General features: G+C 61.7%; 12 protein-coding genes and 1 pseudogene. 4 read left to right on the top strand and 9 right to left on the bottom strand.

What is annotated here, in order from left to right; translation table 11 throughout:
• Positions 1-69: 69 nt before the first annotated feature.
• Positions 70-2,244, bottom strand: a complete 2,175-nt coding sequence (locus ACSQ3L_RS01240; protein ID WP_436158285.1) for a dehydrogenase E1 component subunit alpha/beta — start codon at positions 2,242-2,244, stop codon at positions 70-72.
• Between the two features lie 322 nt (positions 2,245-2,566).
• Here ACSQ3L_RS01240 and ACSQ3L_RS01235 point away from each other — a divergent pair.
• Positions 2,567-2,861: pseudogene (locus tag ACSQ3L_RS01235) on the top strand (SDR family oxidoreductase); the annotation flags it as partial.
• A 181-nt stretch (positions 2,862-3,042) separates the two neighbouring features.
• Complete coding sequence (locus ACSQ3L_RS01230) at positions 3,043-4,356, top strand: O-antigen ligase family protein (RefSeq protein ID WP_436158284.1); 1,314 nt, start codon at positions 3,043-3,045, stop codon at positions 4,354-4,356.
• A gap of 304 nt (positions 4,357-4,660) precedes the next feature.
• On the opposite strand, the gene ACSQ3L_RS01225 is transcribed toward ACSQ3L_RS01230, so the two are convergent.
• Positions 4,661-5,926: a polysaccharide biosynthesis/export family protein gene (locus tag ACSQ3L_RS01225; RefSeq protein ID WP_436158283.1), complete on the bottom strand. Its 1,266-nt coding sequence runs from the start codon at positions 5,924-5,926 to the stop codon at positions 4,661-4,663.
• Positions 5,927-6,019: 93 nt separating this feature from the next.
• Complete coding sequence (locus tag ACSQ3L_RS01220) at positions 6,020-6,697, bottom strand: sugar transferase (RefSeq protein ID WP_436158282.1); 678 nt, start codon at positions 6,695-6,697, stop codon at positions 6,020-6,022.
• Positions 6,698-7,298: 601 nt separating this feature from the next.
• Between ACSQ3L_RS01220 and ACSQ3L_RS01215 the strand changes: the two genes are divergently transcribed.
• A complete protein-coding gene (locus tag ACSQ3L_RS01215; protein ID WP_436158281.1) occupies positions 7,299-7,571 on the top strand; it encodes an exopolysaccharide production repressor exox in 273 nt (90 codons plus the stop codon).
• Between the two features lie 17 nt (positions 7,572-7,588).
• Here ACSQ3L_RS01215 and ACSQ3L_RS01210 read toward each other — a convergent pair whose 3' ends face one another.
• From ACSQ3L_RS01210 to ACSQ3L_RS01185, 6 genes are all read right to left on the bottom strand, one after another.
• Positions 7,589-9,433 carry an ABC transporter ATP-binding protein gene (locus ACSQ3L_RS01210; protein ID WP_436158280.1) on the bottom strand — a complete coding sequence of 615 codons (1,845 nt, stop codon included), beginning with the start codon at positions 9,431-9,433 and terminating at the stop codon, positions 7,589-7,591.
• Between the two features lie 8 nt (positions 9,434-9,441).
• Positions 9,442-10,443, bottom strand: a complete 1,002-nt coding sequence (locus ACSQ3L_RS01205) for a serine kinase (protein ID WP_436158279.1) — start codon at positions 10,441-10,443, stop codon at positions 9,442-9,444.
• Positions 10,440-12,356, bottom strand: coding sequence for a lasso peptide isopeptide bond-forming cyclase (locus ACSQ3L_RS01200; RefSeq protein ID WP_436158278.1), 1,917 nt, complete (start codon positions 12,354-12,356; stop codon positions 10,440-10,442). The genes ACSQ3L_RS01205 and ACSQ3L_RS01200 overlap by 4 nt, the downstream gene beginning before the upstream one ends.
• Positions 12,353-12,760 carry a lasso peptide biosynthesis B2 protein gene (locus ACSQ3L_RS01195; RefSeq protein ID WP_436158277.1) on the bottom strand — a complete coding sequence of 136 codons (408 nt, stop codon included), beginning with the start codon at positions 12,758-12,760 and terminating at the stop codon, positions 12,353-12,355. Before ACSQ3L_RS01195 ends, ACSQ3L_RS01200 begins: the two co-directional genes overlap by 4 nt.
• Before the next feature lie 91 nt (positions 12,761-12,851).
• On the bottom strand, positions 12,852-13,166 hold the full coding sequence (locus ACSQ3L_RS01190) for a PqqD family protein (protein ID WP_436158276.1): 315 nt from the start codon (positions 13,164-13,166) through the stop codon (positions 12,852-12,854).
• 137 nt (positions 13,167-13,303) lie between these two features.
• Complete coding sequence (locus ACSQ3L_RS01185; protein WP_436158275.1) at positions 13,304-13,456, bottom strand: lasso peptide; 153 nt, start codon at positions 13,454-13,456, stop codon at positions 13,304-13,306.
• A 518-nt stretch (positions 13,457-13,974) separates the two neighbouring features.
• Between ACSQ3L_RS01185 and ACSQ3L_RS01180 the strand changes: the two genes are divergently transcribed.
• On the top strand, positions 13,975-15,105 hold the full coding sequence (locus ACSQ3L_RS01180; protein ID WP_436158274.1) for a nucleotidyltransferase family protein: 1,131 nt from the start codon (positions 13,975-13,977) through the stop codon (positions 15,103-15,105).
• The last annotated feature ends 25 nt before the right edge of the window (positions 15,106-15,130 follow it).

The raw sequence follows: 15,130 nt of genomic DNA, 5'->3' as shown, positions 1-15,130 counted from the left end.
TTGGTAGGATCGTCATGTTCATTTCATTCTCCCATTTTCTTGTCGGATCTTTGTGGCAATGCGTTCGCTCTATCCACCCACGGCAGCGAGGGATTGAAGCGCGGCCTTGAGCTTTTCAGCGCCGCCCAGTGCGGCGCGGTTGAGCGGGGCCGATACGACGGGAGCCGAGAGGCTTCCCGTCACATGCAGGATCTCGTGATCGAGATAATCGAACACGCGATCCTGAATCTCTTGTGTCAGTCGTCCGCCAAGCGACAGCCCACGCTGCACCTGTTCGACGACGGCCACCCGGTTGGTCTTGCGGATCGAGGCTTCCACCAGCGGCCAGTCGAGCCCGGTCGGATCGAGGCTGCGCAGGTCGATGATCTCGGCATCGACGCCGGTCTCCTCGACCACCTGGTTGGCGACGGCAACCATGCTGGCGCTGGCAAGCAAGGTGCAGGCGCGGCCCGGCCTGACGATCTTCGCCTTGCCGAGCCGCACGCAATAGTCGCGGTCATCGGTCGGAACAGGCCCTTCGCTGGGGAACAGTTCGACATGCTCGATGACGACGACCGGGTCGTCGCATTTCAAGGCGGAATTCATCAGTCCGATATAGTCGAAGGGCGTCGTTGGCGCGACGATGCGCCAGCCGGGAAACAGGGCGAACAGGCCGGAAGGATCGCCCGAATGCTGCGAGCCGTAGCCGGTGTGCGGCGAGACGCGCACCCTGACCACGATCGGCACCGGAAAGCCGCCGCCGAACATGTGGCGCACCTTGCTGACCGCGTTGAACAACTGGTCGGCCGCAACCAGGCAGAAGTCGCCGAACATGATCTCGACGATCGGCCGCAAGCCGCAAAGCGCTGCACCCAGCGCCACGCCGACAAAACCATTCTCGGCGATCGGCATCGCCAGCACGCGCTCCGGCCAGCGTTCCAGCGCACCCTTTGTAGCGCCCGAAACGCCGCCGCGCAGCCGGTGCACATCCTCGCCCATGATGATGATACGCGCATCCCTTTCCATGGCGCGTGCAATCACCTCGGAGGCGGCAACCATGAATTTGACCGGCTTGGTCCCGGCCGGCGGCACGTCCTCGATCTCGAGGAAACGCTCGTCCTTGAGTTCAGAAAGATCGCCGCGGATCTGATTGTCGACATCGTCTGGGTGCGGCCACAGATGGTCGGGAATGCGCAGCGCGTTGCCGCTCATCTCGGTCAGGGAATCGGCAGCGGTGTTGATGACCTCCATGACCCGTTCGTCGAGCGTGTCGAGATCGGAATCCTTGAGAATGCCCATCGTCTTCAGGCGTGCCGCCATCGTGGCCAGCGGATCACGCGCTTTCCAGACATCCTCTTCGGCGCGCGTGCGGTAGCCGAACTCGCTGCCCGGGCGGGCGCCACTCTGGTGCAGGAAGCGGTAGCAAAGCGCCTCGACCAGCACCGGGCCGCCATCTTCCTCGATCGTCCGGCGCGCTTCGCGCATGGCATGATGGACCGCCACCACATCCATTCCGTCGCATTCGATGCCACGAAAGCCAAGCATAGGCCCACGCGAGGCCAGCCGCGTCTCGCGCGTCTGCTCATTGATGTGCGTCGAGACGGCGTAAAGATTATTTTCGGCGAAGAAGATCACCGGCAGCCGGTAGAGCGCGGCGATGTTCATCGCTTCATACGCCGGCCCCGCCATCATCGTGCCGTCGCCGAAGAAGGCGACCGAAATATTGCCGGTGCCGAGCAGCTTGTCGGCCAGCGCGTAGCCGGCCGCATGCGGCAGGTTGCCGCCAATGATGGCGCTGGTGCCGGGTATGCCGGAAGCATCGTCGCGCATATGCATCGAGCCGCCATGGCCGCCGCAATAGCCGGCATTGAGGCCCATGACCTCGGCCATCAGGCCGCGCACCGATCCCTGCATGCCCGGGTTGAAAGCGTCGCGCAGCGGGTCGAAACCGCCGGGCGTCTGCGCGTTGACCAGCTTGGCCAGCACCTGGTGATGGGCGCGATGGGTGCCATTGATGCGGTCGCCGGTGCCGAGCACGGACATCGCGCCGACCGCCGTCGCCTCCTGGCCGATGCTGGCATGCGCCGGACCATGCACCAGCCCGGCATTGGCGAGATCGAGCACCTTTTCCTCGAAACGGCGGATGAGCAGCATCTGGTGATACCAGCGCACCAGGCTCGAAACCTCTGCGTCGTTCCAGTCCGAATCGTCGACCTCTAGCCGTAGCCAGGGCGCCGATGGCTGGATCGATGTCTGCTGGACCATGTCAGCTATTTCCGTTCTGGTAGATGATATATCAAATATTTTCGCAGTCGATTGGGCGGTTTATTTTCCTTGGCACGACGCTGGCTAGAAGGGCTCGCACGCAAATGGAATTAAATTTCATTTTTCGTGGCAATGCCGAGACTAAGCCGGGACGGCGCGGTTCCGCAAGAGGAATATGTCCGCCACCGAAAAACGCACCTTCAGCCCTGCCAGCAGAGCAGGCTGCTTTCATCGACCATCTCGTGAAATCGGGAACCTATGCGACCAGCAGTGAAGTGATCCGCGCCACCTTCACGCCCTACAGGGGCGACGCAGCCGTAGAGCGCTGCCAAGCGGCCTTCTCGGCCTCACCCGCTGCGTGGCGCTGGAAGGGGCAGCACACGGCGTCACCTGCGTCATGATCAGCCCGACCTGGGTCGAAACCGAATTGATGCGCCGCAATGTGGCGCAAGGGGTGCGCGGCGGAAGAGGCGATGGCCGAGATCGCTAGGGGCAACCCACAGCGGCGCATGCTGCAGCCGCAGGAAATCGCGGCACTAACGGTCTTCCGGTGTTCCGATCTGGCCAAGGGCATCACCATGGAAAACATACAAATCACCGGCGGAGCACTTTGGTAGCGCCACTCTCTGCGTTCGCTTGGCTGTAAGACAAGGTGACCGGATTTGCCATTGAGCGCAGGGCGCGATAGGTTATATTGCACTGCACAATGGAGACGCCGTTTATTGCACGCCCATGTTTGCGAAGATTCCGGCCGGCTCATGGCTTGCCGGCCTTGGGTGGTGTCGGCGGGACTCTGAGATGAAGATCCCAAAGTCCCTGCTGATCGATCCAGAAAAGAATTCGGTCTATGGCGCCTTTGCCGTAGCCGTCTCGATCTGGGCGTTTTCCTACTCCGTCATTTTCGGCCAGGTGCTGATCCTCGCCTACTACGCGGTTTGGCTTCCGCTTGTCCTGGTCGATTACCGGAGGTTCCTGCGCCAACTGTCCAGCGCCTGGCTGCCGCTGCTGTTTGCGGCTTATGTCTGCTTCTCCGTCGTCTGGTCGCAGGCGCCCGGCGTCACGGCGAGAACGGCGGTCCAGTACTTTTCCCACATTGCCTGCGCCTACGTCGCAGCGCGCACCGTCAGCGTACGCACGTTGACCATAGGGGCGCTGATCGGGATATTCGTCGTCCTTCTCTATTCGCTGAAGGTCGCGAACTATTCCGAGGACGTTCTCGACGGCACCGTCAACTTTGTCGGCGCCTTCGCTTCCAAGAACCAGATCGGCTTTGTCGGCTCACTCGGCATCTATTTCTGCGTCGTCTTCCTCGCCTTTTACAGGCGCGGCCGGCTGAGCCTCATTCTGACGGTGCCCATCGTGCTGCTATCGGCCTATGTGCTGGTCGTCTCGCATTCGGCGACCTCAATGGCCTCGATACCAGCGGTTCTGGCGCTGGTGGCGCTTCTTGCCATGAGCAAACTTTTGTCACGGCGCTATCGCCGCGTAATCTTCCTGATTGGCGCAGGCCTGCTGGTCGTGACTGCCTTCGTCGCCCTGAATCTCGGACTGATGGACTTCGTCCTCGGCTTCTTCGGCAAGGATTCGACGCTCACCGGGCGAACCTATCTGTGGGAGCAGGGCTGGAACACCGTGCAGAAATCGCCAATTCTCGGTGTTGGCTATGCCGCCTATTGGGTGCAGGGCTTCGCCGAAGCCGAGCGGCTGTGGAACGAATTCTACATCACCACCCGCACCGGATTCCACTTCCACAACACCTATATCGAAGCCCTCGTCGAGCTTGGCTTCGTCGGAGCGACGCTGGTCTCGTTGATCATGTTGCGCACGCTCTATGGCCACGTTGCGGCGGTAATCTTCCGGACATGGCAGGCGGATTCGGTGATCCTGGTCGGTGTGATGGTGCTGCTGCTGATCCGCTCTTTCGTCGAGGTCGAGATCCTCAATCCCTACATCATGGGTTCTTTCCTGCTGTATTTCAGCTTCTTCAAGCTGGCGCGGGTGCCGGTTACCCGCACGCGGCGGTCGCAGGCCCTGGCGCAGGCGGAGGCGGCGAAAAGAGAGGCTGACTGGCCTCGGCATCCCGGTCGTCCGGCGGTCGCCGACCCGTCATGAGCGGCTCGCAAGTCTGAAGGTGAGGCCCTCGCTCCAGCGGGACGTGCCTCAGACGGGGAAACCAATCCCTAGAGCATGATGCCGAAAAGTGCGAAGCAGTTTTCGGACGACATCATGCTCTATCTCTTTGTTCTAGAGGCAGATTCAGATTTCAGGTCGATTCGACCTGAAATCATGCGGCTCTAGCGGGATGGCGCACGATTCCGAAAGGGGTAGCGGCTTCCGCAGGATGCAAAAAAGCCTCATCCCGATTTCATCGGAATGAGGCTCTAGAATCGAAGCACCGGACCGTTGAAAGCCGGGCCTACTGGCTGGCCAGCGGCGCCAGCTTGACCTTGATCACGTCGCCGGGCAGCACCGGGGTTTCTTCCTTGGCGGCGATTTCGCTGGTCTTGCCGTCGAGGTTGCGCACCAGCGAATAGAGCAGGGTAGGTTGCTGATCATTTGTTATAGCGGCCGTCGTTGCGGGATCGCTGGCCTGCGCTATCAGGCCTTTCTGCATACTCGCCTTCAGCGCGGCCTCGTTCAGGTCGGCTTCGGTCTGCTGCCGGTCGGTGGCGAGCCTTGAACTCAAGGTGTTCTGGGCATCGATGGCGTCCTGCGTCGCTTTGCTGATCGCCTGCTTGGCGGTGAGGATGGCCGTTTCGTAGTCCAGGATCTTGCCCTGCAGGTCGGCGACGGATTGCCGCGAATCCAGCAGTCGGGCGTTGGCGATCAGGCCTTTTTGGGCCAGCGGGCCGATGCTGGTGAGCTGCTGCTGTGCCAGGTCGACCTGCTGCTGCTGGTTGACGATCTTCTTTTGTAGCGATTCGATCTCGGACTGCAAAACCCCTTTCAGATCGTTGAGCGCTTCGAGCTTCAGCTTCAGCGCCTTTTGGTCGGCCGTCAGGATCGTCATCTCATCCGCGACGATGGCCGGCAGTCTCGGATCGCCCTCGACCTCCTTCGGCACGTCGAAACTCGTCTTGCCGGCCATATCCGCGTCGATACGGGCACGCTTGACGATCAGCCGGATGCGCAGATCGTCAGAGATGTCGAAATTACCTTTGGCGGTGACAAGGTCCTTGCCGAGCTGAGGGCCGTAATCAGCGGTTCGCCTGATGCCACCGGCGACGCTGATCGCCTTCAGCACGGTCAGGTCGGGCACATAGGGAAATTGGCCGGGGTTCTGGACTTCGCCCGAAATGTAGAATGGCCGGAACTGCGCCATCTCTACCGAGGCTTCCGGTCTGTCCGACAAAGCGAGCTTTTTCTGCAGCGCCTCGCCGATCGCCGTAGCGACTTCGGACGTGGTCTTGCCGGACGCCGGCAGCTCGCCGACGAACGGCACCGACAGCGTGCCGGACGGGCCGACAGTGTACTCGCCATTCACCGCCGACCAGTCACGAAATGTGCCTTCGACGGTCTGCCATTCCGCGACGCGGATGGTGAGCTTGTCTTGCGATCCGAGGCGGTAGTCGCCGGCGGCGGCGATGTGGGGGATGACGAGCGACACGGCTAGGCATGTGGCCAGCAAACGCGCCCGCCGCAGCCGGCCGGAAACCGGGCCGCCGCGAAAGGCTTCGAACATATCTGTCTTCAATTGAACCTTCCGATCCGCTTTAGCCCCCATCGCCCGATGAGCTTGCCGTCGAATGCTTGGCCCAATGTCTGGCCCGGCCTGTCAGTAGGAGCCGCGCGACATCCAGACGGCCGGGACGGTCTTGATGATGATGCGAACGTCCTCGAACAGCGACCAGTTCTCGACATAGTGGCGGTCGAAGGCGACGCGGCTGTCGTAGGACACGTCGTTGCGGCCGCTGACCTGCCACAGGCCGGTCAGGCCCGGGCGGGATTTCAGGTAGTAGACGGCGGACGTGCCATAAATCTCCAGTTCGTCGCGCACGACTGGACGAGGGCCGACAAGGCTCATGTCGCCCTGCAGGATGTTGATGATCTGCGGCAGCTCATCGAGGCTGAGTTTCCTCAGCACCGCTCCGACACGCGTGACGCGCGGGTCGTTCTTCAGCTTGCGCGTCGCTATCCATTCGGCGTTGGCCTCCGGGTTGGTGGCGAGATAGGCAGCCAGCACCTTGTCGCCGTCCGGAACCATGGTGCGGAATTTCAGGCAAGGAAAAATCCGTCCGCCGCGCCCGATTCGCCTGTGGCCGTAGAAAATCGATCCGCCGTCGGAAAACTTGACGAGCAGCGCTATCATGACAAACAGCGGGCTGAGAGCGATCAAGCCAATCAGTGAACCGGTGATATCGAAGCTGCGTTTGAGCAGGCCGCCGATCGGCGGCGGAAAATCGATGTCAGCCTGCGAAAAGCTCGCGGTGGCCGACTTGGCAGCGTCCCTCATGCCGTAACTCCATGCGTTGAACGAATGGTTCGCCGCACGATACCAAAAAAATGTTGCAGCGCAACACACAATTTCCTACCCCGTTGAAATAGTCACGTCATGAATTGACTAAATAATAAGCTAGACATGCACAAATTTCGGTATGTTTAGCACATTTGTGACAATAAACGGGCAGCGTCGAAAAAATAAGGACCTTTTTGGGGCGGTTTTTAGGCAGGCCTACCTATCTGCCGGAATACGGCTCACGTTAGTGCTTTATCATGCCATGATGCTTGGGAAAAACCACATAAAATACTACTTAATATTGCCCATTCTACTGAAAATCGCGGATGACAGGAGATCGGCTTGAATCCGGTAGCGTGCATTGCACCATGGCAGAGTCGATCGCAAAAGCTCAATCAAAAATATCCGCGGTTGCCCTTGCCGCCTACTGCTCGCCTTAATAGAATTGCAAATTATACCTGTCAGAGTAGCGACAGGTAGAAAAGGCCGGAAGCAACCGGCCGAAAGTGGGCGACCTTAACAAGCCCACATGACAAGGGACGGCGCTCGGGTGGGGCAATCGTTATAAATACCCGAGCCGGTTTATGGGCTGTTGGGTATGGCACTTCCAAAATTCATCCTCGGGATGATTTTCGCTTTGGCGATCGTCGTCGGCTGGTCCTGGCTGGGCGGCGCGTCGATCGGCACAATACTGCTGCGCGTCATCATCTGCGCCGTGGTCATTCAGGCCGGCTATTTCGTGCTCGTCTATGCCATGGTCGCCAGGAGCCCGCCGACGCCGGCCGACATGGCTCGTGACGCCGAGCGAAAACTGAACGCGCCCGAGGTCGAAGGCGAGAAGCTGGGCAGCGCCAGGCGTAGCCTCCACTAGCCAGAAGCTTGCCGGCCTTACGCCACGTTGGCGGGTTCGGTCTCCGACTGCTCTCCTGACAGCATCCGCGACAACCGGCTGCCGGTTTTTTCCTTCAGCCGTTGATACTGGCCGACCTCGACGACACGGCCGTTTTCCATCGCCACCACCCAGTCGGCGAAGGCGATCATCGACGGCCGGTGTGCAATGGTCAGGATCGTCATCGTGCCGCGCAATCCGTCGATCGACCTGGCGATCAGCGACTGGTTCTGCCAGTCGAGCGCGCTGGTGGCCTCGTCCAGGATGAGCAGGGACGGCTTGCGCAGCAGCGCGCGTGCAAGCGCAATGCGCTGGCGTTCGCCGCCCGAGAGCCGCACGCCGCGGTCGCCGACCACCGTCTCGAGCCTGAGGTCGAGCCGTTCGACGAACTCTGCGGCATGCGCCGAGCGCAGCGCGGTCCACAGATCGTCATCGCTGGCCCGCGGCGCGGCAAGGCGCAGGTTCGCCGCGATCGTGTCATGCAGCAGGAACACGTCCTGCGGCACATAGGCCACCTGATCGCGCCAACGGCGGCGATTGCCGGCATCGATCTCGACGCCGTCGACGAGCATTTTGCCGGCGGTCGGTTCGAGCAGGCCAAGCAGCATGTCGGCGATTGTGCTCTTGCCCGATCCGGAGGGGCCGATCAGCGCGGTGACCTTACCGGCCGGCAGACCGAAGGTGATGCCGGCGACCACGGCCTTGGCAGCGTCGTCGCCATATCCGAACCAAACGTCCCTGATGTTGAGCCCGGTGGCAAGCGACAGCTTACCGGCTTCCCCAACGCCACCGTCATCCGGCTCGCGCTCGGCGTCGAACCGCGCCTGCAGGCTGCGCATCGCCGTATAGGCGGGCAGATTGATCAGCACCTGTTGAGCCTGCGTCTGCATGTCCATGAAGCGCGGTGCGATGCGCATGAAAACCAGGAGCAGGACGACGATCTCGGCCAGAGACAGGTTGAAGCGGACCAGCGCCACATAGATGAACAGGCTCAATCCAACGACGCTCGCCACCTGGAACACCGCGGTGCCGATCGTGCTGTTGCGCACATAATCGATGTTGTCGGCCTTCATCTTTTCAAGCGTCGACTGCAATTGCGCGAAATAGCTGGCTTCAACGTTCAGGCTCTTGGCCACCTTGATGCCGCCGAGAAACTCCGAGACGGTCCGGTACTGATCCTGGCGATTGGCGGTCAGCACCCGGCCAAAGGCCGTGGCTCGCGTCCGGAACGGCTGCAGCGCCAAGAACATCAGGATGCCGATGACGACGGCAAACAGCGTCATGACCGGCGAAATGAACATGGAAATCAGGAGATAACCGGCCAGAAGCACGGCGATCTGCACCAGCATCAACAGCGAGAAGGCAGCACCCTGGACGCGGTCGATGTCGCCGGTCAGGGCATGATCGAGGTCGGAACTCCGCATGCGCGTAAAAACGCCCCAGCGCGCCTTGCCGATGCTTTCGAACAGGTTCATGCGCACGCGGTTGATGAAATCGAACAGCAGTTTGGCCATGTAGACCGACTTGAAGCGGTTGAACGCGGCCTGCACGGCAACGAGTCCGACCAGCGCACAGAGCACCGTCGTCAGTTGCAGCGTACCGTCCGGCACCAGCCAGCGCACATATTCATTGTTCGGCAGCCTGACCGCGAAATCCTGGTCCGAGCGTCCGACCAGGTGCAGCAGCGGGATGAGCAGCAGGATGGAGATGCCTTCGGTCAGACTGCCGAGGATCAGGAAGAGCAGCGCCGTCCATGTTCGCCGACCGCCGATGTGGGCAATGGCGGCGCCGAATGCGGCAATTTCTCGAAAAAGCGACAGGCGAAGGATTGAGGACTTCGACATGGTTGCGCTCACGGCTGCCGGCTGTCGTCGGCCAGATCCCGGGTGATCAGTTCCACGGCCTCGCCGATCCTGCCGAGGCCCGTCGGAACTTCCAGCCGGCACACGCCGACATGGTTAGCAATCGCTGAACATTGGCGCAGGTGCATCGCCGCGAAATCCCCCGACAGGGCCGCGCGACCGAAACGCGCCACATAGGAGAATTTGATGATGGCCGGCAGGGCGGCGATGGCGGGCAACGGCGTGATATCGGCCTTTTCGCCACGCTCGAGGATATAGATCCTGGTCGCCGGCACCTTGTCGCCGGAAAAGTCACCGTTCAGGCGATGCTGCGTCTTGTCGATCGCCGGATGCACTTGCGGCCGCACTTCCGCTTGCCCGAGCGAGATCGCCGCCGCCGCGTCGGCCGCCAGCTTGATCTGCGGAAAGCCCGGAACGATCATCGGCTCGTTCGGATCGGCGAGGCCCAGCGCCACCACGTCGTCGGTAAGCAGTTGATGTCCGGCCCGGATCATCGCGCTTGCCGTCGTCGACTTGCCGGCGCCCTTGTCACCCATGAAGATGGCGCCTGTGAATGTGGCACTCGTGCCGGCGACGGCAATGGCGCTGGCATGCAGGACGAGCAGGCCGCGCCGGTGCAAGAGCAGCGCCATGACCGGACCCAACAGCGGAAACGCGATCAGCGCGTCGTCGACGCCGGGCGCAGGTTCGATGTCGATGCGGCATCCATCGCTGATCAGGAACGCGCCGACGGCATGCCAGGCCAGATATTGCCGGTCCGGCTCGAAGCGGAAGTCGGTCGCGGCCTGGGGCGAGGGCTTTGGAAGGTCGATCGCGCCGACGGCGATCACGATATCCGCAGCCCCCGGCGCCGCCGGCTCCAGCTCGGGCAACATCACCTCGGACGCGATGGTCAGGCCATAGGCCCGGTAGAAACGTCGTTTTTGCATGGACCGGTCATGCGGACGGGGGTGATCATCGTATGCGGCGAGCGGCTCGTTGCGAGGCATCATGCGGGGCTCCCGCCGTGCTGGAGTTGCCGCAGCCAGAGCGACAGCGAGGCCGAGCGCCAGACATACTGGACGTCCAGGGGCGCTGCCTGATCGGGCTGGCGCAGCAGCCGCGCATAGGCAGCACTCGCCTGAGGCAGATTGACGTAGGGCGCGATGCGGCTCGCATCCGAGACCAGCAGCTGTTCCAGGAGGTCGCGATGGTTGCGCAGCATGCCGTTGACGAGATTGGCGGTGAAATCGATCTTGTCACGCCGCCATTGCACCGCCGCTGGCAGGACGCCTTGCATGGCGCGGCGCAGCACATAGCGGCCAAAGCCGTGGCTCAGCTTCTCCTCACCCGGCAGTGCCAGGCAGAACTCGACCAGCGGCTTGTCCCAGAACGGGTAGCGCGGCTCGACGCCGAAATTGGCCGCGGCCTTGTCGAGAACCTCGAAAGCATGCGGGACATAGCCGTTCGACAGGATCCAGCGATGGCTCAAGGCGTCGCTGGCCTGGACGCCGGGCGGCATATAGCCGGCCCGGTGAAACCGGTCGACAAGCTCGGTGCGCCTGGCCAGATCCGGATTGATCAGGTCGCGCCAGCTTCGGCCGCGCGGTACCTGCTTGCGAAACCTGTTCAGCGCACGGTTCGCCAGATGTCGCAGCTTGGCGATGCGCCAGGCCGGCCCGTAGAGGGTCAGGAACTGGAAATACAGGCCAAGCGTGCTGTCGCCATAGGTGTTGGAGGCGCTGCGGATCTCGCGCCACAGATCCGTCCATCTGCCGGCATTGGCAAGCTCGTGCAGATGGCCGTGGCCTTGGGAAACGACCTCGTCGCCGCCATGACCGTCCAGCAGCACCTTGATGCCCTTGGCGCCGGCAGTCCGGTAGATGCCGCGGGTGAGCGTCAGGCCCGGCGCCAGGAACGTTCCTTCCTGTTCTTCCAGCACGCGTTCGAATTCAGCGAATGGCGCATAGTCGCCAACCGGGATCAGCGTCGCGTCGACGTTCTGCTGGTCGAGAACGGCATCGATGAAGAACCGCTCATCCATCGGCGAGCCTTTCTCGAAAATCAGCGAGAAGGTCGGCAGCTTCGGCCTGCGCGCGGCGGCGTTCTGCAGGCCGGCGACACAGGCGATCGACGAGGAATCGAGGCCGCCGCTCAGCATTGCGCCGACCGCCTGACTTCCCCTCATGCGGTTGCGCACCGATTGCGAGAACAGATGGGCGAATTCCTCCGATGCATCCGACCGCAAGGGCCGCGCCGATGGCTCGATCTGCCAGTACCGGCGCAGCACCACCTGTTGTGCGGTGACGGTGAGGCTGTGGCGGGCCGGCAGGCTGAAGATATCGCTGTAAGGCGTAGATTGCGGGTCGTCGGGAAGTCCGGCCAGAAAACCGGAAATCCGGTGCTCGCTGATACCTGTGCCGACCCCTTCGACGCCCAGGATCGGCCCGATCTCCGAAGCAAAGGAAAAACGCCGGTCCGCCGCATGGTAGTAGAATGGCTTGACCCCGAAATGATCGCGCGCGCAAAACAGCGATTGCCGTTCGCCATCCCAGATGGCGAACGCGAAATCGCCCTGCAGATGCTCCGGGCAGGCTTCGCCCCAGCGCAGATAGGCCCGCATCACCACGATCGCGTCGGCGACCGACTGGTCGCGGATGCCGAGCCTGGCCAGCAGCTCATCGCGGTTGTCCAGCCGGCAATCGGCGGTGATGGCGAGCTTGCCGCCAGCCATCGTCAGCGGACCGGGACCGGCTTCGTCTGTTGTGTTCAGCCAAGCGTGGCCAAGGACGATGTTGGCATCCAGCCACCACGAACTGCCGTCGGGACCACGATGGCGCATGCGCGCCAGCATTTGCTGAATGTCGGCCGCCGCGACCGCCCGTGCGGATTCTCCGCGCAGCAGAATCCCGGCGACGCCGCTCATCGGCTGCCGTGATCGACGAGATGGGCAAAACCGTCGATCGATCCGCCAAGCACGATATGGTTGTCGCTGACCAGCCAGGCATGTGCCTTTAGCTCGCCCGTGCCGCGCTCGATGCCGATGCGTATTGTCGATTCATTGCCCTGGCGGGCGAGAATGTACTGGCCCGAGAGCGCCTGGGTCAGGCAGGTGGCGTAAGGGACGAAACGGGCCGCGGCGGCAACGCCCCAGGCGACACGCCGCAACTCGCCCATTGAGGCACACCGACGCGTGTCGAGCCGTGTCACCGGGCTGCGGACACGGTTATAGGACAAGAGCGTCAGCCCCAGCCGAACCGCCGCGACCACCAGCAGGCAGCGGCCAAGGAAGATCATGTCCGAGCCGCTCAGCGAGAAAACCCTGACCAACCCGCGCCGGCTCCCCCGACGCCTCGTCGGCTTCGGCCTTCTTTCCGTCGCGGATTCCTGCCGCAAAACCATGGTCTTTTGCGGAACCGGCTTAGACAAGTGCCTCATGATGCAGCCTCGCAAGCCCGTTATCGGCCAGGCCTTTCAGCAATGCGTCGACGTCGGCCCGGCAGCGCTCCGGGTCGACATTGTAGCGCGCAAGCACGGCGCTGCGGATGTCGGCGATCGACCTGGGTTCCTGGATCAGCTCCCAGATGAAGGCGCCGACGCCATTCAGGCTGTAGTAGACGTTCGATTTGAGGTTGAGCAGCGCCAGGCCATTGCCGAACTCGCAAGCCACGGCATCCTTGGTCGCGCTCACCAAATCGTGGTCGGCCAAATCATGGCCGGATAGCTTCCAATTCATCCCAAAACCTCGCTAACAAAACGCTTCGACAGTTCCAGGTGGCAGAGGGGGAGTCGGAGGTTTTTGGCCCCCGACCCTCTTATATCTTTCGAATCCAGAGTCCCAACGCGTCACTCCGGACTGGAAATTGCTATAGCTCAGGAGAACGTCAGGTCGCCAATCGGCGTGTGCGCGGGGAACGATGCGTCGATCGCCGTGCTGCCGCCGCCGCCCTGGGTGATGGTTTCAATCGAACCATGCACCGTCAGGCTTGGTGTGTCATATTCATGCTTTTCAACATTCTGTTCCATTTTACTCTCCGATAAGGACTGGAAACGGCTTGTCGAGTGCCGTCAGCAATTAATGCTGCAATGCAATAGCTGCATAGCAGCATTTATGAGTCAAGCCTGATTTACCAAGCATTAATCAATTACGGGTTGCGGGCGTCACTATATGTGTGAGTCATGCCTAAAAGCCGACTTCTTTTGAGCCGATTTCCATGGGCACAAGGTCTATGGTGGTGTTGATTCTTTAAGCATTTGATTTTGCTTGCATAAAGTGTTCGCCGCGATGTCTGTTCTTTAGGTGGTGCTAATGGGATGAATTCTCTCCGCAAATCCACGCTCGGAGGCTGCTGAAACGCCTTGATGAGAGGCCGTTTGAACCGCGTTTTCCCACCGCCTTTTCACCGATATCGGTAATCGCAATGGTTGCAAAATTTCGCACGCAAAAGGAAAAGCTTTACGACATCGAGGTTTTTGGTGATGCTTGCTTCGCACTTGCAGCATAAGCATCGCGCAAATCGCTTTTTTTGGAGACTATGCGCTAAATGGCCTTGCCGGATGGTTCATTCGACCGATTGCGCGCCGCCGACTGTGCCGATGAGGTGGCCTATGTGCAGGCCTGCCTGCGGTTGTATTTCGCGGGGCCGCTCGCCGCCGCGGGCGACGTGTCGATGCGCGGTCTTGATGATGCCAAAATTGCCGACATTGCCAGGCTGAACAAGGTCGCCACCTTTGTCCTCAAGGCCCTTTCGCGCGCACCCGCGCAGGAGAGGCCGACTGAGCTTTTCCAATGGCTCGACACCTACCGCAGGAGAACGGTTTCGATGAACGCGTCCTGCATCATGGATTCGATGGCGATCCATGAGGTGCTGTGCGCAAGCGAGATCGATTTCGTTTTTCTGAAGGGTCCGTTCCAGCAGCATCTGCTTTATGGCGACTACTTCATGAAACCCTCGGGCGATGTCGACATTCTGGTTTCGCCGCTTGGATTTTTCAGGGCGCGCGACGCGCTTCGCACGATCGGCTACGAGGTATCAGGCAAGTCGCGCTCCGTCTGGTGGATACGCTTCCTCGGTGAACAGCACATGACCCGCGGCGACGGGCCAAAATCGTCCACGGTCGATCTTCACTACCGCCTCCAGCAGCCTGGCTCACCGAGCCCGCGCGACGCGGACGGCTTTCTGCGGCGTAAGCGACAGGTCGAAATCGCCGGTGCGACGGTGCCGTTCACCTCGGCTGCCGATACCTTGCTTTTGTCGTGCATCAGCGTCGCCAAGGCGCTTTTCAACCGGGAACCCTGTGCGGGTTACGTCTGCGATATCAGAGCCAGCGCCAGCGGCCTCGACGAGGAGGATCAGCAGCGTGTGCTCGATGCCGCAACCGCGCAAGGATTGGATGACACGCTGCTGCTCGGCCTGCGCGCCGCCGATGTGCTGCTCGGCGGCGGCGGCACGCTGCTGTCGGAGCGAGCGACCCGGATCCTGTCGCGCATCGGCAATGAGGATCTGCTGAACATGGTCATCGCGCCGTGGCTGCCGTCGCTGCGGTGGCCGCAGCGGCGAACGGTGCTATGGGAACTGTGTGGCCGCGCGCCGGTCCGCTATCTGGCCGAAGCCGGCTGGGCGGCGTCCGCCGACATCAGCCGCCGCATCTTTGAGCGGCCGGGCAGTCATTGATGGCGGTTCTGCCGGGCATCGAACG

The sequence above is a fragment of the Mesorhizobium sp. LjRoot246 genome, from assembly GCF_964254115.1.
Taxonomy (GTDB): Bacteria; Pseudomonadota; Alphaproteobacteria; order Rhizobiales; family Rhizobiaceae; genus Mesorhizobium.
The sequence above is the reverse complement of the archived record's forward strand: the minus strand, read 5'-3'. Positions and strand labels throughout refer to the sequence as shown.

Coding starts and splice junctions, on each gene's coding strand:
- ACSQ3L_RS01240 (WP_436158285.1), bottom strand. CDS start 2,244: ATGGTCCAGCAGACATCGATCCAGCCATCGGCGCCCTGGCTACGGCTA.
- ACSQ3L_RS01230 (WP_436158284.1), top strand. CDS start 3,043: ATGAAGATCCCAAAGTCCCTGCTGATCGATCCAGAAAAGAATTCGGTC.
- ACSQ3L_RS01225 (WP_436158283.1), bottom strand. CDS start 5,926: ATGTTCGAAGCCTTTCGCGGCGGCCCGGTTTCCGGCCGGCTGCGGCGG.
- ACSQ3L_RS01220 (WP_436158282.1), bottom strand. CDS start 6,697: ATGAGGGACGCTGCCAAGTCGGCCACCGCGAGCTTTTCGCAGGCTGAC.
- ACSQ3L_RS01215 (WP_436158281.1), top strand. CDS start 7,299: ATGGCACTTCCAAAATTCATCCTCGGGATGATTTTCGCTTTGGCGATC.
- ACSQ3L_RS01210 (WP_436158280.1), bottom strand. CDS start 9,433: ATGTCGAAGTCCTCAATCCTTCGCCTGTCGCTTTTTCGAGAAATTGCC.
- ACSQ3L_RS01205 (WP_436158279.1), bottom strand. CDS start 10,443: ATGATGCCTCGCAACGAGCCGCTCGCCGCATACGATGATCACCCCCGT.
- ACSQ3L_RS01200 (WP_436158278.1), bottom strand. CDS start 12,356: ATGAGCGGCGTCGCCGGGATTCTGCTGCGCGGAGAATCCGCACGGGCG.
- ACSQ3L_RS01190 (WP_436158276.1), bottom strand. CDS start 13,166: ATGAATTGGAAGCTATCCGGCCATGATTTGGCCGACCACGATTTGGTG.
- ACSQ3L_RS01185 (WP_436158275.1), bottom strand. CDS start 13,456: ATGGAACAGAATGTTGAAAAGCATGAATATGACACACCAAGCCTGACG.
- ACSQ3L_RS01180 (WP_436158274.1), top strand. CDS start 13,975: ATGGCCTTGCCGGATGGTTCATTCGACCGATTGCGCGCCGCCGACTGT.